Below are 20,900 nucleotides of genomic sequence, written 5' to 3'. Positions count from 1 at the left end.
GGAGCTCAGGGCCAGACGCCGGTGAAGTCGATCGCGCGAGCCCACTCGGGGTGGTCTATCAGCGGATTCCGGTTGCCCTGGATCTCCGCGACGGCCGCGTTGCGGTGCAGCTCGTACTCGCTGACCGCCTCGCCCTCGTGCCACTTCAGCAGGAGGGGCAGCCGGTCCTCGGGGAACTCGCGCGCCGCGTCGCCGACCTGGCCCGGATAGCGGAGCAGGAAGTACAGCGTGGCACGGGCGACCGCGCCCCTGCCCTCCTCGGGCTCGAACCCCACGTCCTCGCGCATCCCGCAGTCCTCCCGGACCGCTTCGTCGAAGTCGGGGAAGTCGAAGTACGGGAAGTTGCCGCGGAAACTGTTGCAGCCGACCTCGCACGCGAACAGGTGGTGCAGATCGCCCCGCATCGGCTCCTTCTTGGCGAACCACGACTGCGGCACCACGTGCTCGCAGTTGAACGGCATGGACGCCTCCAGGGCGTCGAACTCCGCCTCGAACTCGGCCGGTCCCGCCGTGCTCTCCCGCAACAGGAGTTCCTGCACGCGGGCCAGCCGGGCCTCCGCCACGGCCGCGTCGGCCCGTATGAGCTCTTCGGCGGAGAAGTCCTTGCCCGAGTAGATGCTGCGCAGCCGGCCGTCCTTGTGCAGGTCGACCCACGGATAGACCATGCTCATCGGCTTGTACCGGGGCCGGGGCCCGTGGGTCTCGGTCAGCAGCCCGGTCAGCGCGCGGCGCAACGCGTCACCGTCGCCGTCACCGGTGCCGACGTCCGCGTAGTACGCGTCGCGCGCGGCGATGTCCGCGGTCCGGTCGTAGTAGGGACCCCGCTGCGCGAGCCGGTGGCTGGTCAGGGCCGCGTCGACGTCCTTCTCGACCGCCGACACGATGTCCGGCCGCCCGGCCGGGGACGGCTGGGGCGCGGCCGTCGGTGGCGGTGTGGCCGGTGAGGTGATGAGGGCGGCCGGCGAGGACAAGGGCGTGTCGAGGCCGAGGGTGATCCGCAGGGGGATGGTGAGCCGGGCGGCGCCGTCGACCGCCTGTGCCGGTGAGCCGTTGGTCCCCGGCAGCGCGGACGTGCCGAAGGGGAAAGGCATCGGCGGCGCGCTCTCCCCGGGGGACGGGGCGAGCCCGGTGGTGAACACCTCGTCCCGCAGCCGGGCCGCCTCACCGGTCAGGGGCACCGCGTGCAGAGCCTCCAGCACGCGGCTGATGCGCACCCCCTCGTTGGCCCGCCACGCCAGTTGCTGCTCGCCCATCTCCGGCCGCCACACTGTGCCGTCGACGCTCAAGGGCCGGCCCTCGGTGTCCGTCTTCGGAACGGCCGAGTGGTGCAGCGCGACGACCTCCCACTGGTCGTTGAAGACCGCGGATCCCGAGGAACCCTCACGGGTGTCGGACTCGTAGTGCAGGAACCGGTCCAGCAGGTCGACGACCTGGTTCTCGCGCAGCGCGATCTGCTTGGGTTCGCCCCTGGGGTGCTGGACGATGTTGACGTACTCCCCGATGACGACCTTCCCCTGCGCCTGGCTGAGGACCAGCCGGCCGAACGACGACAGCGCCTCGCCCTGCGCGCCGCGCGGGGCCACCGCGACGAGGCTGAAGTCCAGCGCCCGGTCGGTCACGAAGAGGCGGAGCGGCTCCAGCGGGAAGACGGCCGGTACGAGGGGGCCGCCGTCGACGCCGTCCTGGAACGCGAACGCGACCTTGCTGCGGTCCGCCTCCTGCGCGCTGGGCAGCACGTGGTTGTTGGTGAGCAGCAGGGAGGGGGACACCATGAAGCCGGTGCCGTGCCCGCCGCCCGGTCCGCTGATGGTGATCCGGCCGACCGAGCGGGAGACCTGTACGCCCTCCTCCAGGAACGCGACGGGGGTGAGGTTGTTGCGCCCGATGAGGCGCTCCAGTCCCAGCACCTCGCTGGTGACGGCCTCCGGCGGCAACCGCAGGGTGCTTCCCGCGCCGCTGGCGGGTTCCGTCGGCGTCCGCTCGATCGCCCGGGCCATGGCCCAGTCGGTGCCGAGACGCGCCAGCCGCTTCTCGACCCGCTCGGGGGTGTCCGCGTACAGCGGTCCGCGTGTCTCGAGGACCGCCCGGTTCCGTTCCCGTCGTTCGGTCCGGTTCTCGTAGCGTGCCGCGGCCATCGTCAGTTGCGACAGATGGTCCGACTCTCGTTGGGAAGCGAGTTCCGCCGTGGCCATGATCCGCCTCCTGGCCTGTTGATGGTGCCGGAGATGCCTGGGACAGGACTCTTCTGAGCCGTGTCCGAAGCTACAAAACCGCCGTCAGCGCGGCGTCATCGATCCGGTTGCACGGGAGGGGCGGGGGGCCGAGACTGGTGACGACCCCTCCACGGAGGATGCGGCACCCGGATCCGCACCAGGCGGACCACGAGCAGCGATGCGCCGGTGGCGAGGCCGGACGGCCCCCGGAGGCGCTCGCGCGGGACACGGTGAGCGAGGCGATGAGGTCGGTTCCCCCGCCTCTCCAGTTGCGGTTGCTCGGCCAGTTCCGGCTGGAACTGGGTACCGAGACCATCGAACTGTGCCGCAACGGCCAGCGGCTTCTGGCGTTCATGGGACTGCGGGGACGGGTGTCCCGCACGGTCCTCGCCGGCACGCTGTGGCCCGAGGTCACCGAGGAGCACGCCCGGGGCAGTCTGCGCACCACCCTGTGGAAGCTGCCGCGCGGGGAGCCGCCCCTGATCGGGTGCCGCGGGGACACACTGCTGGTCGCCCCGGCTCTGCGCGTGGACGTCGACACCCTCACGCGGACGGCGCTCGGCGTCGTGGAGGACCATGGTCCACCGCTCCACGCCCCGCCGCCACTGGAAGCCCTCACCGGCGAGGACCTGCTGCCCGGCTGGGACGAGGACTGGGTCCTGGTGGAGCGCGAACACCTGCGGCAACTGCGGCTGCACGCGCTCGACGCACTGGCGGGGACCCTGACCCGGCAGGGCAGACCCGCTCTGGCGATGGAGGCCGCGTGGGCGAGCGTCCGCGCGGAGCCCTTGCGGGAGAGCGCCCACCGGGCCGTCGTGTCGGCGCACCTGGCGGAGGGCAACGTCAGCGAGGCCGTGCGCCACTATCACGCCTTCTGCCGGCTGCTGAACGAGGAACTGGGCGTCGCGCCCTCACCGCAGTTCGCCCGGCTGCTCCCCGGGCGGCTGCCGGAGCGGACCGGGCGGACCGGCTGAGCGTCAGCCGGTGAGCGGCGGCGGCACCACCCCTGGGGCAAAGGCACCGTGTCAGTGCCGTGCGAACTGGACGCGGGTCGGCTGTACGGCGTCCGGCCGTACGGTGATGCCGTCGACGGTCAGCCGCTCCCCGTAGACGTCGGTGAGCCTGAGGGGGCCGCCGCATCCGGTGCCGTCGGGGGAGAGGAAGTAGTTGTACTCGGTACGGGTCAGCCGCCGCCACCCGGAGCCGGTGCCGACCTCGAGCCGGGCGAGCGGGTTGCGGTGGCCGATCGCCTGGATGCCGCACCAGTGGCTGCTGGAGCCGGTCTTGTAGCGGATCGAGACGGTGTCGGACGTGCCGGGGCTGAGCAGACTCCACGTGACCGGGATCCGCCCGGCGGAGAGGCCGGCGAGCTTCGCGAAGGCCTCCCTGCTCAGGTCGAGCTGCCCGGGAGCACAGGGCGAGGGGCACTGGTTGGTGATCCGGACGGTCACGGAGGCGCCCCCGGCCGCGCGGACGAGGACGTACGCCCCGCACGCCTTGGACGTCTCGTAGTCGATGGTGTTCATCGCCGCGATCATGAGGTCGGGGCTGGGACCGTACAGGCAGGCGCCGTCGCCGTCCCCGGCCTCGTAGTGGGTGGCCACTCCGCTGTAGGCGGCCCCGGGCTGGATCCGGCCCGCGAGCGGCGCCCCGCCGGAAGCCGGGTGCGGGGCGGCCGTGGGGGTGCTGCCGCGCGAGGGCCGGGCCGACGCGGTCGTCGTGGAGGGCTCGGGGACCGGGGACGTGGTGGACGGCTTCGCCTCCGGTGTCCGCCCGGTCGCCGTGGGCGAGGCGCTCGGCCGGGCGCCGACACCGGCGGCGGACGCGGCCGTGGCCCGCACGGTGTCGGAGCCACCGTCACGAGTGAGGGCGACGACCAGCGATATGAGGAGCCCGACGGCGGCCACGGCGACGGCCGGAACCAGGAGGCCGCGCCGCTTGCCGCGAGGGCGGCGGTGGGAGGGGGATGCCACGGATGAGTCCTTACGTGGTGCGGGGAGAACACACGCTTCCGACTCTGTGGTCGTCACAGCCGCCGGAAAGGTTGCCGGGCTTTCAGGTGCGGCACGTCAGCCGGGCCCACGGCAGGCGGCCCGGCTGACGGCCCCGGGGCCGGGACCTTTCCGGGGGTACGTCCGGATGCCGCAGCGGCGGGTCCGGGCGTTCGAGAGCGGCCCGACCGGGCTCGTCGACGACCGCGGTGACCAGGGGCCGTGGAGTACGTCCGTGGTGAGCTCGTGGATCGCGCCCATGGACGGCAGGAGACCGCAAGGCGCGGGCCCGCTCGGTGAACGCCCGGGAGCCGGGTGGGGCGGTGGACTCAGCGCCAGTCGTCGATCACGTAGGCATCCGGGTGGCTGTAGCCGGGGTCGTTGGGCCTGTGCATGGTCACGCCCTGCAGCCAGGTACGGAAACCGCGGTCGGCCATGCGCCGGTAGGCGTCCTGGCGGGCCAGGTTCGTTCCGGCGTCCAGTTGCCCCAGTCCCCTCTCGGCGGCCAGCCGCTCGCACGCGTCCAGTAGTCGTTCGAACCGGTCCGCGGCGTCCGGGCCGGGGCGTACGGCGCCGAACTTGACGAAGCACACGTCCTCACCGGCCTCCGACCCCGCTCCGCAGTGGCAGACGGCCAGACCGTCGAGGCCGGAGCCGGCGCCCTCGAGGAGGACGGTGTCACCGAGTCCCTGCGCCTGTACGGCCGTGATCTCGCGTTCCAGGCTCAGGCCCTCGTACACAGCCCCCGTCAGTGCGCGGCCGAGGCTCAGCGCGCCGGGCCGTTCGGCGGCGGTCAGCTCGCCGTACAGCAGCCGGCCGGGGACCGCGGCACCGACGGCGACCTGTTTCTTCATGATGGCGGTGAGGAACCGGGGCCAGAAGCCGTAGCGGCGGTAGAGCTCGAGGTGCTTGGGGCTGTGCGAGAAGGTGAACAGGCCGAGGTGGCGGTTGTCCCAGGCGTCGAAGCAGGCCATGACCGGTTCCATGAGGCGCCTGCCGATGCCCTGGTCCCACAGGTCCGGACGCACGGTCAGCGGGCCGAAGTACCCGACGCTGCCCCAGTGGGCGGCGAAGTTCGATCCGACGACCTCGCCCTCGACGGTCGCCGCGAAGGCCGCGTGCGGATCCGCCGCCCAGCGGGTGCGGACATAGTCGGCGGTCCCGAAGAACGTCTCCGGCTCAGGGACGCCGAGGAAGGTCCCGAAGGCGACCCTGAAGATCTCGTCGGCCCGGTCCAGGTCCGGCTCGGCCAGCGGGCGGACCGACACCGGGGCGGCGGCACTCGTTCGCTTCGCTGCGGGCATGATCGCTCTCCTTTCCGCCCCCGGTTCCATCGCACCACGGACGTGCGCCGAGGGCGAAGCGACAGGTCCGGCGCTGCCTCAAGGATCGAGCGGCGCCCGATCAGCGTCTTGGCCTGCGTTGATCGAGAAGCTGCCGGGAGGGAGAGGAGCGAGGACAAGGCCGGTCTCCATGACTTGGCGTGGCTCAAGAGCAGCTGCGGCGCCGGCGATGGAGACCGGTGCGTCGAAGCAGCCGCCGGAAACGACGCCCTGTATGTGCGCGCCTCGAAGCACACGGCCGGCCCCGTGGCCGGCCTGACGCCGGAGGCGTGGACGGAGTTCATCGGGTGCGCCGCCCGGCACACCGCGTAGAACGAGGAGCACCGCGGTGCCCGTGACCGCTGACCGGGGCCACGGGGCACCGGACCGCTCCCGCCCGCATCGTCACATCCCGGAAACACGGCCGTTCGCTCCCCTTCCACCCCACCGATTACCGTGGAAGGCGCGTTTCCTCCCGCCCGGTCACCGTCGCCCGCGAGCTCGTTCCGCTTCCGAATGCGACGACTGGAGTCCCGTGTCCCGTGCCGTACCTCCATGGCTGGCCCATGCCCTGCGCGCCCAGCGCGGACCGGTCCCGTGGAGCGCCGTCGTGCGCGGTGCGCTGGGCGGCGGGCCGCTGCTGCTCGCGGCCGTCCTCGCCGGACGGCCCACCCTCGGCGTCGTCGCCGCCATCGGCGCCCTGTTCGCCGGGATCAACGACCGGCCGGGCAGCCGTCGCGCCTCCGTCGGACGCATCGGCGGGCCCGCGCTCGCGGGGGCGGCCGGGCTGGTCGTGGGGACGTACGCCGGGGACCACGTCTCCGCCGTACTGCTCACCCTGCTGCTGACCGGGCTCGGTCTCGTCGCCGGTGCGGTCAGCGCGCTGGGGCCCGTCGGTTCCTCCGTCGGCACCCAGTTGCTGGTCGGGGCCGCCGTCGGCGCCGGGATGCCGCTGCCCGAACCGGGCTGGCAGCGGGCGCTCGCCTTCTTCGCCGGTGCGGGGTGGCTGCTCCTGCTGCGGCTCGCGCTGCCCACGCCCGGATCGCTCGCCGGGGGCTTCCGGTTCGACGGGGAGCGGGATGCCGTCGCCGGGGTGTACGACGCCGTTGCCGCGCTGCTCGACGCCACCGGGTCGGACACCGCCACCGCACGGCGGGCCGCGCTCACCGCCGCCCTCGACCACGCACAGGACGCGCTCGCCGGGCCCCGGCTGCGGCGGTACGCCTCCTCCGTCGCCGAACGCCGGCTGCACGCCCAGTACGGAGCCGCCCTCCCGCTCGCCGAGGCCGCCACCGCGCTCGCCTGGGCCGGGGATCCCGTACCGGCCCGCGCCTCCGAAGGACCCCGGCGCCTCGCCGCCGCCGTACGAGGCAGCACTCCCACCGGCCCGCTGCCCGCCCCTTCCCGTACCGTCCCCGCCCTGCGCGCCCTCGACGACGCCCTCCTGCGCGCCGCCGAGGCCTTCGACCGGGGCGACGGCGGCGACCTGCACAGCCGCAGCCGCTCCCGGGCCACCGTGCTGCGGACCGTCCTCGGCGCCCGGGGCCGGGAGTACGGGCTGCGGGTCGCCCTCTGCTTCGGGGTGAGCGCGGCCCTGGCCCAGGTCCTGCACCACGCCCGCTGGTACGGGCAGCACGAGCACTGGTACTGGCTGCCCGCCACCGCCGTCTTCCTCGTCAAACCCGACCTCGGACCGCTCGCCTCCCGTGTGCTGTCCCGGGCCGCCGGAACCGTCCTCGGGGCGCTCCTGTTCGCCGGGTTCGCAGCCGTGCTGCCCCGGCCGGGGGGACTCGTCGCGCTGGTCGCGGTCAGCGGCGCGCTGATCCCCGTCGCCGCCCGGCACTTCGCCGCGCAGACCGCCGTCGTCACCGTGCTCGTCCTCGCCCTGGTGATGGCCGGTGGCGAACCCCAGGCTTCCCTCGGCCGCATCGGTGAGACGCTGCTGGCCTGCGCCGTCGTCCTCGTCGTGGGACACCTCCCGATGCCGGGCCGGCGCGGCGGCGACGCCATCCGCGCCCGGCTGACCGAAGCGGCCGGCGCCGCCCAGGCGTACCTCGACCACGTGCTCGGCGAGTCCGGCGACCGCGCCGCCCGCTGGGCGCTGCGCCGCGAGGCCTACCGCACCCTCGCCGAGGCCCGCGCCGCCATCGCCCTCGCCTCCGCCGAGCTTCCCCCGCTCGCCCGGCACGCCGACGGCACCGACGAGACCGCCGCCACCCTCGAACTGCTCGTCGACACCGTCACCGCCGGCGCCGTCCACCTCGACGACACCGGCCGCATCGACCCCCGGCACGTCCAGCGGCTGACCGAGCTCGCGGACCGTGTACGGGCGCGAGGGGATGTCGCGCTCCGGCTCACGCCGGGCCACACCCGCGTCGTACGTTGACGGGATGACGCCTGCTGCCACGGAGAGCCCGGCCCAGCTCATCATCACCGGATGCACCGTCCTCACGCACGACGCCCGGGAACGGATCGGATTCACGCGGGACGCGGCCGTCGTCGTACGCGACGGGACGGTGCAGGAGGTGACGAGCGCGGAGGCGGTCGAGGGACGGGCGGCCCGCGAGCGGATCGACGCACGGGGACAGGTCGCCCTGCCCGGACTGATCAACTGCCACACCCACGCCCCGATGGTCGCCCTGCGCGGTCTCGCCGAGGACCTGCCGACCGGGGAGTGGTTCAACGACGTCGTCTGGCCGGTCGAGTCCAACCTCACCGAGCGGGACGTCGAGCTGGGGGCGCTGCTCGCCTGCGCCGAGATGATCCGCGGCGGCGTCACCTGCTTCGCCGACCACTACTTCGCCATGGACGCGGTCGCCGCCGTGGTCGCCGGGTGCGGGATGCGGGCGCTGCTGGGGGAGGCGTACTTCTCCTCCCAGGGGCCCGGCGGGCTTCAGCGGTCACTGGAGTTCGCGCTGCGGCACCGGGGGGCCGCCGACGGCCGTGTCACCACCGCCCTCGCCCCGCACGCCCCCTACACCGTCGACGACACCGATCTGGCCGCCACCGCGCGGCTGGCGCGCGAGCACGGGCTGCCCGTGCATCTGCACGCCGCCGAGAACCGCGACCAGACCGAGGCCAGTCTCGCCCGGCACGGCGTCACCCCCATCGAGGTCCTGCACCGCACCGGCATCCTCGACACCGACGTGCTCATCGCCCACGGAACCGGCATCGTCGACGGCGACCTGCCGCTGCTGGAGCGCGCGGACGGCCGTACGGCCGTGGCCACCGCACCCCGCGGCTACCTCAAGTTCGCCTGGCCCCGCACCACACCCGTACGCGCCCTGCGCGACATCGGCGTCCCGGTCGGACTCGCCACCGACGGCGCCGCCTCCAACAACTCGCTCGACGTGTGGGAGTCCATGGCACTCACCTCCCTGATCCAGAAGTCCACCGAGGGCGACCCCCGGTGGCTGACCTCCCGGCAGGCCCTCCACCACGCCACTCTGCAGAGCGCCCGCGCGGTCGGCCTCGGCGAGAGCGTCGGGAGCATCGCGCCGGGCCGCCGCGCCGACCTCGTCCTCGTCGACCTCACCGGCCCGCACACCCAGCCCGTGCACGACCTCGCCGCGACCCTGGTGCACAGCGCCCGCGCCGCCGACGTCCGTACGACGGTCGTGGACGGCCGGATCCTCATGCGGGACCGGGAACTGCTCACGATCGACGTGCCCGAGGTGGTGCGGAGGCTGGGGGAGCGGCTGCCCGCACTGGTCGACCGGAGCCATGGGCGGCGGATTCAGGAGTACGACACCTGACACGACCCGTACGGCGACCGATACGGAAAGTAGTCGGCTGGTGCGATCAGCCGAGAGTCCGATCACACTTGGCGGTGAACGGGTGTCAGCTACGTCTCAGTACCGTCACTGAGCAAGGTGTTCACCCCATGGTTGGCGTTTAACTCTACGAGTACAACGCAGCATGGAGGTGGCAGAGTGAACGGGCGAACGGTGCTCGAACGCTTTCCCGCAGGTGGACCGCGCGGCTCATGGCCGGCGGAGGAGTTCGCCCACGCACGCCGCCTGGAGGGTCTGCCCGCCGAGGTTGTCATGGACCTCGCGACCGACATGTTCCTGGTGATCGTCCGGGGGGACGGCGGGGGCGGTGACGTCACGGCGTGACGAGGGCCGGGGGCCAGGGGTGCGTGGCTACGCGGTGACGGGGCGTGACCAGGTGGGGGTCGTGTCCGTCAGGCGGCACAGGGCGAGATAGAGCGGTATCGGCGGCGTATAGGGGAGCGTGCCGTCGGGGCGGTGGATCAGACCGGGGAGGTCCGGGGCGCCGGGGGCGTCCGAGGGGCCGGGGAGGACCGCGCCGGTGGCGTAGTGGGCGGGGGCCGGCCACTCCAGGGCGTAGTCGGAATCGGACGGGACCAGCCACCACCAGTGCGCGTCATCGGCGTACACGCAGCCCACGCGGGGCAGCCGGGGCATCACCAGCGGGCCGAAGCGTGCCGGTATCGCCACGGCGTCGCAGCCCATGGGCGCGGTCATGCCGTCGGGGACGGGGAGCCGCCGGGGGGTGGCGGGGGCGTGCCGTTCGCGCCGGATCCGCACCAGCGAGTCCAGGCTCAGTACGCGGGTGCCGGGTATGCCTGTCACGCCTGGCCCCGGGAGCGGGGGGTGCGCTGGTGCGGGGGGAACGGCAGGTTGTGGGCCTGGTTTCCCGCCGGGCCGTGGGACTGGTCCGGTTCGTTGCCGGTGTCGTCGTCCGGGGGGCCGGGCGGGCCCGGCTTCGGGCGGGCTCCCCAGCCCAGGTCGTCGGTGGGCTCCGCGGGACCGTGCCCGGTGTCCGCCGCGCGGGGGAGGTCGGCCCAGACCAGCAGTCCAGGACCGTTCTCGTGCGCGCCCCACGAGTGACACAGGGCGTCGACGAGAAGCAGTCCCCTCCCGTGCTCGTCCTCCGGCTGCTGCCGGGTGTTCGCCCGCGGCTGGCCCGGCGCGCACCCCTCGTCGCGCACGGCTATGCGCACCAGCTCGCCACCGTCGTGCAGCTCGCAGACCACGTGGCTGCTCGCCGTGTGCACGATGGCGTTGGTGACCAGTTCGGAGACGACCAGGGCTGCCGTGTCGCAGGTGTCCTCGCACACGGACCAGCCGGTCAGCCGTGCCCTCGTCAGGCGTCTGGCCTGAGCCGGGGAACCCGGATGAGCGGCCAGTTCGAAACGGAACCGGCGCTCGGCGGCGGACCCCGAAGGGTCGGCTTCCGAGGCGGCGCCGAGGCCGATGGACCCTGCGGCGGCGTCTGTTCCTAAGGGCGCGGACGGAATCACGCTTGCCACTATCGCCCCGCCGTGAACACTTGGCAAGTGTCACTCTGAAAAATGCAGAGTGCGGTGTGACGGTCTGGACGGGCGTGGCACACTGCTCGCAACAGCACCTCACGCGGCGCCAGTTGGGATTGCCGAAGATTTGTTCGAATGCAAGTTCGGGCGAGACGGATCTTCGGATGGATCTTCGAGTGGCGCCGCCGGGCTGTCGGCTTTTGTTCGAGGGAGGTGGAGTGTGAGCGAACCCCGGTCCGCGCCGACGGTGGGGCAGGTCGTCCTCGGCCGGCGCCTGCTGGACCTGCGGGAACGCGCGGGACTCAAGCGTGAGGAAGCGGCCCGCATCCTCCGCGTCGCGCCCGCCACCGTCCGCCGCATGGAGACGGCCGAGGTCGCGCTCAAGATCCCGTACCTCCAGCTCCTGCTGAAGGCGTACGGCGTCTCCGACGAGGAGGCCGACGGTTTCGTGCAGCTGGCGGAGGACGCCAACCGGCCCGGTTGGTGGCAGCGCTTCCATGACATCCTGCCCGGCTGGTTCTCGATGTACGTCAGCCTGGAGGGTGCGGCCTCCCTCATCCGCAGCTACGAACCCCACTTCGTCCCCGGACTGCTCCAGACCGAGGACTACGCACGCGGCGTACTGCGCTCCGGGGCCGTCGGGCAGACCCGGCCCGAGGACATGGAGCGCCACGTCGACCTGCGTATGCAACGGCAGGAACTGCTCACCCGCAAGGACGCGCCCCGGATGTGGGTCGTGATGGACGAGACCGCGCTCCGCCGCCCGGTCGGCGGCCCGGAGGTGATGCGTGCGCAGATCGACAAGTTGCTCGAGGCCACGAAGCTGTCCAATGTGACGCTGCAGATCGCGACGTTCGCCGGTGGGCCCCATCCCGGCACGTACGGGCCGTTCGTGCTGTTCCGATTCGCCATGCCCGAACTGCCGGACATGGTCTACAGCGAGTACCTGACCGGCGCCGTCTATCTGGACGCGCGCGCCGAGGTGGCGACCCACCTCGAGGTCATGGACCGCATGGCGGCGCAGGCCGCTACGGCACATCGCACGAAGGAGATCCTCCGGGATCTTCGCAAGGAGCTGTGAATGGAACTCATGAAGCCCCTGAAGTCCCTGCCCCACCCGCGGGCGCGCACCGGAAGGATCTACAACGGCATGCCCGCGCGGGAACTGGGCAGCGAGGGCTGGCACAAGCCGTGGAGCGGCGGCAACGGAGGGAACTGCCTGGAGGCGATGAAGCTCGAGGACGGCCGGATCGCCGTACGCCAGTCCACCGACCCGGACGGGCCGGCGCTCATCTACACCTCCGCCGAGATGACGGCCTTCATCGAAGGAGCGAAGGCGGGAGAGGCGGATTTCCTGCTGTCCTGAGCCCTGTTGTCCGCTCTACCTTTTTGTTTCCCCTTCTGAACGTGGCACCGACTTGATCACTAACAGTTGCAGAGACTTATGGAGTCCGTCATGACCGGGCAGCACCCCGTGGAGATCGACACGAGCAGGCCGCACCCCGCGCGGATGTACGACTGGTACCTCGGAGGCAAGGACAACTATCCGGTCGACGAGGCCATGGGCAGGCAGATGCTGGCCCTCGACCCCCGGGTGCCGGTGATGGCGCGGGTGAACCGCGCGTTCATGCAGCGGGCCACGCGCTGGCTGGCCGGGCAGGGTGTACGGCAGTTCCTCGACGTCGGCACCGGCATCCCGACCGAGCCCAACCTGCACCAGGTGGCGCAGGGAATCGTGCCCGACGCCCGCGTCGTGTACTGCGACAACGACCCGATCGTGCTCGCCCACGCGGCGGCCCTGCTGCGCGGTACGGACGAGGGGGTGACCGAGTACCTCCAGGCCGATGTGCGCGAACCGGACACCATCCTGGAGGGCGCGCGGAAGATCCTCGACTTCGACGAGCCGATCGCGCTGTCGCTCATCGCGCTGCTGCACTTCGTCTCCGACGAGGACGGGGCGCACGAGCTGGTCGGGCGGCTGCTGGACGCGCTGCCCTCGGGCAGCCACCTGGTCGTCACCCACGCGACGTCCGACTTCACTCCGGAGGAGTCGAAGGCGGCCACGGAGAAGCTCAAGGCGGCGGGCGTCACCCTGGTGCTCCGCTCCCGCGAGGAGTTCACCCGCCTCTTCGACGGCCTGGACCTGATCGACCCCGGCGTCCAGGTCCCCCACCAGTGGCACCCGGAGCTGGGCGACCCGGTCCCGGGCCAGGACGACGGCGTCATCCCGGGCTACGGCGCGGTGGCCCGCAAGCCGTAACCCGGCTGGGGTGGTGGGACCCATCGAGGCCCTGTGTTCCGGCACCACTCCACCAACGGCGGCCCGCCGTGTCGCACGGCGGGCCGCCGTTGCACGCGCGCAGCGCCCACGGCGGGTGGAGGGGCGGGGCCGCGTCCGCCGCTCACCGCGGGCAGTCGTGCCTCCCCCAGTGCCTCAAAGGCAGGGGAAGCGCCCCCAGGGCGGCACGGGTGGACGGTGGGGTGCCTCCCGCTCATGGGGGTCCCCCCGCTCGAGCGAAGCCGGGAGCGGGGGAGGCGCCCCGCGAGCGCCGGGCCGCGCGAACACCCCCCGGGCTCACACCGACGCCGAGCACCCGGCACGGCGCCGGGCCGCGCGAGCCCACCCCCCGCCCGCACCCACGCCGGGCACCGCGGGCTCACACCGTCATCGGACGGTCGTACGGGGTGATCGGCGCCGGTAGGCGACTGGGCGCATCGGTCAGGTAGCCGTCGACCGCCGCCGCGACCGCCCGCCCCTCGGCGATGGCCCACACGATCAAGGACTGGCCGCGAGCGGCGTCCCCGGCAGCGAAGACACCCGGCACATTCGTGGCGAAGCCCGCATCCCGGGCAACCGTGCCACGAGGTGACAGCTCCACCTCCATCTGGGCGACGAGCCCGTCCCCCCGGTCCGGCCCGGAGAACCCGAGCGCGAGCAGAACGAGATCCGCCGGCAGCATCCGTTCCGTGCCCGGCACGGCCCGACGCCCAGCGTCCACCTCGACCAGGTGCAGCGCACCCACCCGCCCCTCCCCGTCGCCGGTGAAGCGCAGCGTGGACGCCGCGAACAGCCGCGCGTCCGCGTCCGCCGCCGGTGCCGTCCGCAACTCACCGGCCTCCTCGTGCGCCGCGGACAGCCGGTACAGCTTCGGACAGGTCGGCCACGGCTCGGCGTCCTCGTCGCGCTCGGAGCCCGGCTGGGCATAGATGTCGAGCTGGGTGACCGACGCGGCGCCCTCCCGCACCGCCGTACCCAGACAGTCCGCTCCCGTGTCACCGCCACCGACGATGACGACATGCCGGCCCGCGGCCGACAGCGGCGACGACTCCAGATCCCCCTCGCACACCCGGTTCGCGAGCGGCAGATACTCCATCGCCTGGTGAATTCCCGCCAGTTCGCGCCCCGGTACGGCAAGCTCCCGCCATGCCGTCGCCCCCGTCGCGATCACCACCGCGTCATACCGCGTCCGCAACTCCGCCGCGTCCACATCGCGCCCGACCGTCGTGGACGTACGGAACTTCGTCCCCTCGGCCCGCATCTGCTCCACCCGCCGCTCCAGATGCCGCTTCTCCATCTTGAACTCCGGGATGCCGTACCGCATCAGCCCGCCGATCCGGTCGTCCCGCTCGTACACGGCGACGGTGTGCCCCGCACGGGTCAGCTGCTGGGCCGCGGCCAGCCCGGCCGGGCCCGAACCGATGACCGCGACCGTCCGGCCGGAGAGCCGGTCCGGCGGTGCCGGTGGCGCGAAGCCCTCCTCCCAGGCCCGGTCGGCGATGGCGCACTCGACGTTCTTGATGGTGACCGCCGGCTGGTTGATGGCGAGCACACAGCCCGCCTCGCAGGGCGCCGGACACAACCGGCCGGTGAACTCCGGGAAGTTGTTGGTGGCGTGCAACCGCTCCGCCGCCGCCCGCCAGTCCTCCCGCGAGACCAGGTCGTTCCACTCGGGGATGAGATTGCCGAGCGGGCAGGCCTGGTGGCAGAACGGCACACCACAGTCCATGCAGCGGTCGGCCTGCGGACTGACGATGGGCAGCAGCGCCCCCGGGACGTACACCTCGTTCCAGTCGCGGACCCGTTCCTCGACGGGCCGGCGCGGCCATTCCTCGCGGGGCGTGGTCAGGAAACCCTTGGGATCGGCCATGGCCGTGTTCCTTGCGTGCGCGGGTGACGGGCCGTGCGTCGTCGGGCGGCACTCCTCCGGTCACGATACGTCCGCTCACCCGCCCCCGCAGAGCGCCGGGACAGCGCTTTCCCGGGAGCCCGTCGGCCGAGTCCCTCAGACGAGGGCCAGGAGGTACGCCACCGCCGCCCCGGCCGAGGCGAGCGCGCGGACGTGGTTCCACATCGTCCACTCGCGCACATAGACCGGCCAGTACGCGGCCGCCTCCGGGCCATCCGGTTCGAGCCGGGCCAGCGCCTCGTTGCGCGGTATGTTCGCGACCACGGTCAGCCCGAACGACCCGGCCAGGTACAGGACACCGCCCACCAGCAGCTCGACCGTCCCCTCGTCCGGCCACAGCACGAACGTCACCACCGTGACCACCGAGCACAGCATCGCCGTACCGAGGAACAGCAGCATGAAGGCCGGACGCACCGCCGCCACGTTGACCGCCTGCATCGCGGCCACCCCCTGCGCCGGCGGCAGCGCCGCGAGCCCTCTCATCACGAACGTCGAGAAGGCGCAGAAGGCCCCGGCCGTCAGCCCGGTCCCGAGCACCCCCAGCACCGTCAGCACGAAGTACGGCCCGTCGATCATGTCGTCACCCCCGTTCTCGGCCGGGACCCTTCCCGGCCGTCACCGTCACCATCAGTGAATGCGACCCCCGGCACCCCCGGCCATGGCCCAGGAGCGCGGGCGCATGCGCGAACGTCCAGGGGTGCTGAACGCCCGGGCGTCCCCGGTCCGCCGGACCCGTACCGCCAGGAGACCCGTACCGCCAGGAGACGCGCGCGGCCGGACGGGCCGTCGGCGCATCATGGCCGTGTGCGACTTGAAGCGATCACCTGGGACCGGCTCGGCGACCTCCTCGCCGAGCGCCTGCGGGAGCTGAAGACGGCCGACGGCGGACCCTGGCCGCGGGTCGCCCTCGACGGTGCCCCCGCCGCGCGTCCGGGAGACCTCGCCGAGCGGGTCGCCGAGGCGCTGCGGATACGCGGCCGGCCCTCCCTGGTCGTCGGCACCGAGGGCTTCCTGCGGCCCGCCTCCGTCCGGCTCGAGTACGGCCACCAGGACCTGGAGTCCTACTACGGCGGCTGGTACGACACCGGCGCCCTCTGGCGCGAGGTGTTCGGCCCCCTCGAACCCGGCGGGAGCGGACGCGTCCTGCCCGATCTGTGGGACCCCGTCACCGACCGCGCCACCCGCAGTCCCTACATCCGACTCCCTCCCACCGGTGTGCTGTTGCTGCACGGCCCGCTCCTCCTGCGGCACTGGTTCCCCTTCGACCTGAGCGTTCACGTCCTCCTCTCCCCGGGCGCCCTGCGCCGCCGTACCCCCGAGGCCGAGCACTGGACCCTCCCCGCCTTCGAGCGCTACGAACAGGAGACCGACCCCGCCGGCACGGCCGACGTACTGGTACGGGCCGACGACCCACGCCATCCGGCCTGGCGGGGCTGACACCGCCGGGCGCCACCCACGGGCCGCCCGGCGAGAACCGGGGACGTCAAGAACTCCGGAAGGGGCCCCGAGGGCCGGTCTCAGAGCCAGCGGCTGCGCCGGAACGCCCGGTACAGCAGCAGACACGCCACGGATATCACCCCGATGACCATGCCGTAGCCGTACCGCCAGTGCAGCTCCGGCATGTGGTCGAAGTTCATGCCGTACATGCCGCAGACCATCGTCGGCACCGCCACGATCGCCGCCCAAGCGGTGATCTTGCGCATGTCCTCGTTCTGCGCGACCGTGACCTGCGCCAGATGCGCCTGGAGGATGGAGTTCAGCAGCTCGTCGAAGGCCGCTATCTGCTCCTTCGCCCGCAGCAGATGGTCGGAGACGTCACGGAAGTACGCCTGTATCTCCGGGGCGACCACCCGGATCGGCCGGCTGGCGAGCTCCTCCAGCGGCCGGTCCAGCGGCACCACCGCCCGCTTCAGTTCCAGGAGTTCACGCTTGAGCTGGTAGATGCGGCCCGGATCGACCCGCGCGCCGTGCTCCGCGAACACATCCGTCTCGACGTGGTCCATGTCGTCCTGTACCGAGTCGATGACAGTGAGATAGTCGTCGACCACATGGTCCGCGATCGCGTGCAGCACCGTGGACGGGCCCTTGGCGAGCTGTTCGGGATCGGACTCCAGCCCTTCGCGCAGCGGTCCCAGCGAGCCGTGCCGGCCGTGCCGCACCGTGACCACGAAGTCCTCACCGAGGAACACCATGATCTCGCCGGTGTCCACCACCTCGCTGTTCGCGGTGAGTTCCTCGTGCTCGACGTAGCAGACCGTCTTGAACACGGCGAACAGCGTCTCCCCGTACCGCTCCAGCTTGGGCCGCTGGTGCGCCTCGACCGCGTCCTCCACCGCCAGCGGGTGCAGGTCGAACAACTCCGCGATGCCGGTGAACTCCCGGCTGGTCGGCTCGTGCAGCCCCAGCCAGACAAAACCTTCGCCGCTCTTGCGTACCTGCTTCACCGCGTCCACCAGATCGCCACGCGCGGCGGTGCGGTGACCGTCCCGGTACGTCACGCAGTTCACCACCGAGGAGCCCAGCGGGGACCGGGCCGGATGACTCAGGTCCACACGGGGCCGTCGCCGGGCCAGCCGCGCCACCCGGCGCAGCCCGCCGACCCTGCCGAGGCTCGTGACCTTCCGCAGATTCCCTGCCATGGACATCCGGCTCTCCTTGCGTGGTTCCCCCGCGCCGTTCTGCTTCACGCGCCTTGCCGCGCCAGTCTGCCAGCACTGGACGAGCTGTGTGCGAGGCTGTGGACAGGGGGCATTCCGCTTTGTTCCCGCCTGTGGACAAAGTCGGTCAGCCCCTCGTGACACCCGTTCGTCAGGCGGGCGCGGGCGGGCGGCCCCCTATGTGTCCCACCGCCTGCGCGCCCGCCCGGCAGCCCTCCTCCGCCGCCTGCTCCGGGCCGGCACCCGCCAGCAGGGCCGCCAGGAACGCGCCCGTGAACGCGTCGCCGGCACCCGTGGTGTCCCGGGGCACCGCCGGTACGGCCGGGACACGGGCGTACACCTTCCCGGACCGCGCGAGCAGCGCGCCCCCGGCACCCTGCTTGGCCACCACCAGCGGGACGTGCCGACTCAGCCGCGCCGCGGCGTCCGAGGCATCGGACACGTCCATGAGCAGACACGCCTCGTCACGGCTGGGCAGCAGGACGTCCACGCCCTCGACCAGCGACAGGAACCGGTCGGTGCCCAGCCGCACGAGGAACCCCGCCGACGCCGGATCCAGACTCACCGGCACCCCACGGGCCCGCGCCGCCTTCAACGCCACCGCGGCCAAGGCCCTGCTCGGCTCGGTGAACAGCAGGTAGCCCGACAGATGCAGCCGTGCCACCCCGTCCAGCAACGCGTCCGACCAGTCACAGGGTTCCAGCCGCGGCGACGCACCGCTGTCGGTGAGGAACGTCCGCTCGGCCGCCGCGCCCTCGTCGACCAGGCAGATCACCGTCCCCGTCGGCGCCTGTCCGTCCACGACCAGAAGCGGGCGGACCCCGCAGGCGATCAGCTCCCGCTCGTGCCAGGCCGCCGCGTCCTCGCCCACCCGCCCGAGGAGCCGCACCTTCGTACCGTCCCGACGCGCCGCCCAGCAGGCCACATTGGCGCCCGCGCCGCCCGGCAGCGTCCGGATCGCCGCCACCGTGTCCGTTCCCGGCGCGAGCGGCCCCCGGTGCAGGGCGACCACATCCGTGATCACATCGCCGACGACCAGCAGCACCCCGCCCCGCACGGCGTCCGTCACTCCCCGGCGGCCCAGGACGCCGCGACCCGCGCGGCCAGACGTACGTTGCCTTGGACCGCCGCCAGGTTCGCGGCGAGGGACGCGCCGTCGGTGTGGCGGACCAGACGGCCGAGCAGGAACGGCGTGACCGCCTGGCCGGTGACACCCTCCGCCGCGCACGCGTGCAGTGCCTCGTCGAGCACACGCGCGTGCACCCCGGGATCCAATTGCTCCGCCTCGGGAACGGGGTTGGCCACGATCAGCGCCGACTCGGGCCCGCCCAGCGCGTCCTGCGCCCGCATGACCTCCGCGACCTGCGCCGGAGTGTCCAGCCGCCAGTCCACGGGGTGCCCCGAGTCGGACAGATAGAACCCGGGGAAGCGGTCCGTGCCGTATCCGGCGACCGCCACGCCCAGTGTCTCCAGCCGCTGCAGGGTCGCGGGCACGTCCAGGATCGACTTCACGCCCGCGCACACCACGGTGATCCGCGTCCGCGCCAGCAGGCCGAGATCGGCCGACTCGTCCTGGGTCACCGTCCACTCCCGGTGCACCCCACCGAGCCCTCCGGTGGCGAACACCCGTATACCCGCGAGCGCCGCCAGCAGGGCCGTGGCCGACACCGTGGTCGCCCCGCTCGTCCCGGTGGCCACCGCGAGCGGCAGATCACGATGGCCCAGCTTACGGATGCCGTCCTCGCCCGCGACCCGTTCCAACTGCTCCTTGTCCAGGCCGACCCGGGGCCGCCCGTCCAGCACGGCGATCGTCGCCGGTACCGCGCCCTCCTGCCGTACGGCCGCCTCCAGCTCCAACGCCACCTGGAGATTGCGCGGCCGGGGCAGCCCGTGGGCGATGATCGTGGACTCCAGGGCCACCACCGGGCGGCCCGCGGCGATCGCCTCCCGTACCTCTCCGGACACCATGAGCACCACGCGTCTGCCTCCTGTCTGCCGGTTCTCCCTCATCTCTGGCGGGCCGGGCACCGGGCCAAACCCCTTGCGTGCCGTCACGGACGTCGCGGAGGCTGGGGCCATGACGGACAACACGACTCGCCTCGACCACATCGTCCTGTGGGTGAACGACCCCATCGCCGCCGCCGGTTTCTACGAGAAGGCCGTGGGCCTGGAGCCCGTCAGACTCACCGATTACTCCGTCGGTGAGGCGCCGTTTCCCTCGGTGCGGGTGAACGAGGAGACGATCCTCGATCTCATGCCGCGGGCGAAGGCGGAACGCATGGGTATGGTTCCCGGCGCCGCCGAAAGCTCGGGGCACCCCGTCAACCACGTCTGCCTGTCCCTGCCGGCCGATGCTTTCGATGCCCTCCGCGGCCGCTTGGAGGAGGGCTCCGTACCGGTGTCGGACGTCTCGCAGGACTCCTTCGGGGCGCGCGGCCTGGCCAAGCGCAGCTTCTACTTCCGCGACCCCGACGGCAACGTCTTCGAGGCCCGCCACTACGACTGACCGAAGATCCTGCGATGTCCGCGGGCAACCCCTGCCTCCCTCAGTGCCTCAAGGGCCTGGGAGGCGCCCCCAGGGCGCTGGGAGAGGGGGCGCGACGGGACCTGGCAAGCGCCGTGAGCGGAAACCTCCCCGAGCCGTCAGAACAATGGCTCGGGGAGGATGCCCTCCAGGGCCAGGAGGTGGCGTTTGGTCTGAACGCCGCCGCCGAACCCGCCGATGCCCCCGTCGCTCTCCACCACCCGGTGGCACGGCACGACCACCGGCAACGGATTCGCACCCATCGCCATGCCCACGGCCTGGGCCGCGCCGGGCCGGCCGACCCGCCGGGCCAGGTCGCCGTACCCGACGACCGAGCCGAACGGCACTCCGGAGGCCAGCTCCCGCAGCACTTCCCGGTTGAAGCCCGAGATCAGCGACCAGTCCAGCGGCAGCTCGAAGCCCCGCCGCTCACCCGCGAAGTACGCCTCGACCTGACGTATCGCCTCGGTCAGCAGCGGGGAGCCGGGCTCCTCGACGGGCTCGGTGCCGAGCCGCGACGCCAGCCGCTCCAGCGCGCTGTCGCGTACCTCGTCGGTGGCGTGGAACACGACGTTGACCAGGCCCTCACGGGTCGCGGCCAGCAGCAGTGGGCCGATGCCGGTGCCGACGGCGGCCCACACCACCCGCTGCTCGTACTGCCCATGGCTGTCCATGCGCACCACCGTACGGCCCGCCACTGACAACGCCCCGGAAGCGCGGGCGGA

21 protein-coding genes are annotated in these 20,900 nt (G+C 72.6%); 10 read left to right on the top strand and 11 right to left on the bottom strand.

The window, feature by feature from the left end; translation table 11 throughout:
• Positions 1-5 precede the first annotated feature (5 nt).
• The gene (locus ACFXAE_RS27890; protein ID WP_384719691.1) at positions 6-2,192 is read right to left on the bottom strand and encodes an endonuclease; all 2,187 of its coding nucleotides are present in this window, start codon (positions 2,190-2,192) and stop codon (positions 6-8) included.
• 263 nt (positions 2,193-2,455) lie between these two features.
• On the opposite strand from ACFXAE_RS27890, the gene ACFXAE_RS27885 reads away from it, so the two are divergent.
• The gene (locus ACFXAE_RS27885; protein ID WP_384719719.1) at positions 2,456-3,187 is read left to right on the top strand and encodes a BTAD domain-containing putative transcriptional regulator; all 732 of its coding nucleotides are present in this window, start codon (positions 2,456-2,458) and stop codon (positions 3,185-3,187) included.
• Between the two features lie 51 nt (positions 3,188-3,238).
• Here ACFXAE_RS27885 and ACFXAE_RS27880 read toward each other — a convergent pair whose 3' ends face one another.
• Positions 3,239-4,186: an expansin EXLX1 family cellulose-binding protein gene (locus ACFXAE_RS27880; protein WP_384719689.1), complete on the bottom strand. Its 948-nt coding sequence runs from the start codon at positions 4,184-4,186 to the stop codon at positions 3,239-3,241.
• 347 nt (positions 4,187-4,533) lie between these two features.
• Positions 4,534-5,508 carry a GNAT family N-acetyltransferase gene (locus ACFXAE_RS27875; RefSeq protein WP_384719687.1) on the bottom strand — a complete coding sequence of 325 codons (975 nt, stop codon included), beginning with the start codon at positions 5,506-5,508 and terminating at the stop codon, positions 4,534-4,536.
• A 42-nt stretch (positions 5,509-5,550) separates the two neighbouring features.
• On the opposite strand from ACFXAE_RS27875, the gene ACFXAE_RS27870 reads away from it, so the two are divergent.
• The 4 genes from ACFXAE_RS27870 (at position 5,551) to ACFXAE_RS27855 (ending at position 9,644) form a co-directional block, all read left to right on the top strand.
• Entirely contained in the window at positions 5,551-5,859 is a 309-nt protein-coding gene (locus ACFXAE_RS27870; RefSeq protein WP_384719685.1) for a DUF397 domain-containing protein, read from the top strand.
• Between the two features lie 202 nt (positions 5,860-6,061).
• Positions 6,062-7,912 carry an FUSC family protein gene (locus ACFXAE_RS27865; protein ID WP_384719683.1) on the top strand — a complete coding sequence of 617 codons (1,851 nt, stop codon included), beginning with the start codon at positions 6,062-6,064 and terminating at the stop codon, positions 7,910-7,912.
• Positions 7,913-7,916: 4 nt separating this feature from the next.
• On the top strand, positions 7,917-9,281 hold the full coding sequence (locus tag ACFXAE_RS27860) for an amidohydrolase (RefSeq protein WP_384719681.1): 1,365 nt from the start codon (positions 7,917-7,919) through the stop codon (positions 9,279-9,281).
• Between the two features lie 177 nt (positions 9,282-9,458).
• On the top strand, positions 9,459-9,644 hold the full coding sequence (locus ACFXAE_RS27855; protein ID WP_359351159.1) for a hypothetical protein: 186 nt from the start codon (positions 9,459-9,461) through the stop codon (positions 9,642-9,644).
• Positions 9,645-9,671: 27 nt separating this feature from the next.
• Here the strand turns inward: ACFXAE_RS27855 and ACFXAE_RS27850 are convergent, their stop codons facing one another.
• Together ACFXAE_RS27850 and ACFXAE_RS27845 are read right to left on the bottom strand one after the other, a co-directional pair.
• Positions 9,672-10,124 carry a hypothetical protein gene (locus tag ACFXAE_RS27850; RefSeq protein ID WP_384719679.1) on the bottom strand — a complete coding sequence of 151 codons (453 nt, stop codon included), beginning with the start codon at positions 10,122-10,124 and terminating at the stop codon, positions 9,672-9,674.
• Positions 10,121-10,804 carry an ATP-binding protein gene (locus ACFXAE_RS27845; RefSeq protein ID WP_384719677.1) on the bottom strand — a complete coding sequence of 228 codons (684 nt, stop codon included), beginning with the start codon at positions 10,802-10,804 and terminating at the stop codon, positions 10,121-10,123. The genes ACFXAE_RS27850 and ACFXAE_RS27845 overlap by 4 nt, the downstream gene beginning before the upstream one ends.
• Positions 10,805-11,027: 223 nt before the next feature.
• Here ACFXAE_RS27845 and ACFXAE_RS27840 point away from each other — a divergent pair, with 223 nt between their 5' ends.
• The 3 genes from ACFXAE_RS27840 to ACFXAE_RS27830 all read left to right on the top strand — a co-directional run bounded on the left by ACFXAE_RS27840 (position 11,028) and on the right by ACFXAE_RS27830 (position 13,067).
• Positions 11,028-11,888: a helix-turn-helix domain-containing protein gene (locus ACFXAE_RS27840; protein WP_384719675.1), complete on the top strand. Its 861-nt coding sequence runs from the start codon at positions 11,028-11,030 to the stop codon at positions 11,886-11,888.
• Entirely contained in the window at positions 11,889-12,173 is a 285-nt protein-coding gene (locus ACFXAE_RS27835; protein ID WP_384719673.1) for a DUF397 domain-containing protein, read from the top strand.
• A gap of 90 nt (positions 12,174-12,263) precedes the next feature.
• On the top strand, positions 12,264-13,067 hold the full coding sequence (locus ACFXAE_RS27830; RefSeq protein WP_384719671.1) for an SAM-dependent methyltransferase: 804 nt from the start codon (positions 12,264-12,266) through the stop codon (positions 13,065-13,067).
• Positions 13,068-13,464: 397 nt separating this feature from the next.
• Here ACFXAE_RS27830 and ACFXAE_RS27825 read toward each other — a convergent pair whose 3' ends face one another.
• Together ACFXAE_RS27825 and ACFXAE_RS27820 are read right to left on the bottom strand one after the other, a co-directional pair.
• Positions 13,465-14,955 (bottom strand): glutamate synthase subunit beta, encoded by a 1,491-nt coding sequence (locus ACFXAE_RS27825; RefSeq protein WP_384719669.1) that lies wholly within the window; start codon positions 14,953-14,955, stop codon positions 13,465-13,467.
• Positions 14,956-15,090: 135 nt separating this feature from the next.
• Positions 15,091-15,570, bottom strand: a complete 480-nt coding sequence (locus tag ACFXAE_RS27820; RefSeq protein WP_384719667.1) for a DUF1772 domain-containing protein — start codon at positions 15,568-15,570, stop codon at positions 15,091-15,093.
• Positions 15,571-15,798: 228 nt separating this feature from the next.
• On the opposite strand from ACFXAE_RS27820, the gene ACFXAE_RS27815 reads away from it, so the two are divergent.
• Positions 15,799-16,431: a uridine kinase gene (locus ACFXAE_RS27815; RefSeq protein WP_384719665.1), complete on the top strand. Its 633-nt coding sequence runs from the start codon at positions 15,799-15,801 to the stop codon at positions 16,429-16,431.
• Between the two features lie 80 nt (positions 16,432-16,511).
• Here the strand turns inward: ACFXAE_RS27815 and ACFXAE_RS27810 are convergent, their stop codons facing one another.
• The 3 genes from ACFXAE_RS27810 to ACFXAE_RS27800 all read right to left on the bottom strand — a co-directional run bounded on the left by ACFXAE_RS27810 (position 16,512) and on the right by ACFXAE_RS27800 (position 19,628).
• Positions 16,512-17,639 carry a magnesium and cobalt transport protein CorA gene (locus tag ACFXAE_RS27810; protein ID WP_384719663.1) on the bottom strand — a complete coding sequence of 376 codons (1,128 nt, stop codon included), beginning with the start codon at positions 17,637-17,639 and terminating at the stop codon, positions 16,512-16,514.
• A 163-nt stretch (positions 17,640-17,802) separates the two neighbouring features.
• Positions 17,803-18,735, bottom strand: coding sequence for a carbohydrate kinase family protein (locus ACFXAE_RS27805; protein ID WP_384719717.1), 933 nt, complete (start codon positions 18,733-18,735; stop codon positions 17,803-17,805).
• Positions 18,717-19,628 carry a pseudouridine-5'-phosphate glycosidase gene (locus ACFXAE_RS27800; RefSeq protein WP_384719661.1) on the bottom strand — a complete coding sequence of 304 codons (912 nt, stop codon included), beginning with the start codon at positions 19,626-19,628 and terminating at the stop codon, positions 18,717-18,719. The genes ACFXAE_RS27805 and ACFXAE_RS27800 overlap by 19 nt, the downstream gene beginning before the upstream one ends.
• A gap of 100 nt (positions 19,629-19,728) precedes the next feature.
• Between ACFXAE_RS27800 and ACFXAE_RS27795 the strand changes: the two genes are divergently transcribed.
• Entirely contained in the window at positions 19,729-20,157 is a 429-nt protein-coding gene (locus ACFXAE_RS27795; protein ID WP_384719659.1) for a VOC family protein, read from the top strand.
• A gap of 137 nt (positions 20,158-20,294) precedes the next feature.
• Here ACFXAE_RS27795 and ACFXAE_RS27790 read toward each other — a convergent pair whose 3' ends face one another.
• Entirely contained in the window at positions 20,295-20,849 is a 555-nt protein-coding gene (locus ACFXAE_RS27790; protein ID WP_384719657.1) for a methylated-DNA--[protein]-cysteine S-methyltransferase, read from the bottom strand.
• Between the last annotated feature and the right edge of the window lie 51 nt (positions 20,850-20,900).

The organism is Streptomyces sp. NPDC059454, assembly GCF_042749965.1.
In the GTDB taxonomy this organism is placed as follows: Bacteria; Actinomycetota; Actinomycetes; order Streptomycetales; family Streptomycetaceae; genus Streptomyces.
This window is presented reverse-complemented; position numbering and strand designations above follow the sequence as displayed.

Coding starts and splice junctions, on each gene's coding strand:
- ACFXAE_RS27890 (WP_384719691.1), bottom strand. CDS start 2,192: ATGGCCACGGCGGAACTCGCTTCCCAACGAGAGTCGGACCATCTGTCG.
- ACFXAE_RS27885 (WP_384719719.1), top strand. CDS start 2,456: ATGAGGTCGGTTCCCCCGCCTCTCCAGTTGCGGTTGCTCGGCCAGTTC.
- ACFXAE_RS27875 (WP_384719687.1), bottom strand. CDS start 5,508: ATGCCCGCAGCGAAGCGAACGAGTGCCGCCGCCCCGGTGTCGGTCCGC.
- ACFXAE_RS27860 (WP_384719681.1), top strand. CDS start 7,917: ATGACGCCTGCTGCCACGGAGAGCCCGGCCCAGCTCATCATCACCGGA.
- ACFXAE_RS27835 (WP_384719673.1), top strand. CDS start 11,889: ATGGAACTCATGAAGCCCCTGAAGTCCCTGCCCCACCCGCGGGCGCGC.
- ACFXAE_RS27830 (WP_384719671.1), top strand. CDS start 12,264: ATGACCGGGCAGCACCCCGTGGAGATCGACACGAGCAGGCCGCACCCC.
- ACFXAE_RS27825 (WP_384719669.1), bottom strand. CDS start 14,955: ATGGCCGATCCCAAGGGTTTCCTGACCACGCCCCGCGAGGAATGGCCG.
- ACFXAE_RS27820 (WP_384719667.1), bottom strand. CDS start 15,570: ATGATCGACGGGCCGTACTTCGTGCTGACGGTGCTGGGGGTGCTCGGG.
- ACFXAE_RS27810 (WP_384719663.1), bottom strand. CDS start 17,639: ATGTCCATGGCAGGGAATCTGCGGAAGGTCACGAGCCTCGGCAGGGTC.
- ACFXAE_RS27795 (WP_384719659.1), top strand. CDS start 19,729: ATGACGGACAACACGACTCGCCTCGACCACATCGTCCTGTGGGTGAAC.
- ACFXAE_RS27790 (WP_384719657.1), bottom strand. CDS start 20,849: ATGGACAGCCATGGGCAGTACGAGCAGCGGGTGGTGTGGGCCGCCGTC.